The sequence below is a fragment of the Luteolibacter pohnpeiensis genome (genome assembly GCF_016595435.1).
Taxonomy (GTDB): domain Bacteria; phylum Verrucomicrobiota; class Verrucomicrobiia; order Verrucomicrobiales; family Akkermansiaceae; genus Luteolibacter; species Luteolibacter pohnpeiensis.
In genome coordinates, this window is the sequence record NZ_JAENIJ010000222.1 from 1 (window position 1) to 374 (window position 374).

Sequence of the window (374 nt, forward strand, 5' to 3'; positions counted from 1 at the left end):
CACGCCAAAGACTACGTCCGCATGCAATGGATGATGCTCCAGCAGGAAGTCGCCGACGATTTCGTCATCGCCACCGGCAAGCAAATCTCCGTGCGCGAATTCGTCCGCATGTCCGCTAACGAAGCTGGCATTGAAATCGAATTCAGCGGCGAAGGAGTCGAAGAGATCGCCACCGTCACCGAAGTGACTGATGCGGAAAAAGCCCCCGGCGTCAAAGTGGGCGACGTCATCGTGCGGGTCGACCCACGCTACTTCCGCCCCGCCGAAGTCGAAACCCTCCTCGGCGACCCAACCAAAGCCAAAGAAAAGCTCGGCTGGGTTCCAGAAATCACCGTTGAGGAAATGTGCGCCGAAATGGTCGCCTCCGACCTCGA

Annotated in this window: 1 protein-coding gene; it reads left to right on the forward strand. The window is 58.6% G+C overall.

Annotated features, from left to right (window positions below; translation table 11 throughout):
* Positions 1–374, forward strand: a 374-nt coding sequence (locus JIN85_RS22615; protein WP_200274547.1) for a GDP-mannose 4,6-dehydratase, incomplete at both ends; no start/stop codon positions are given.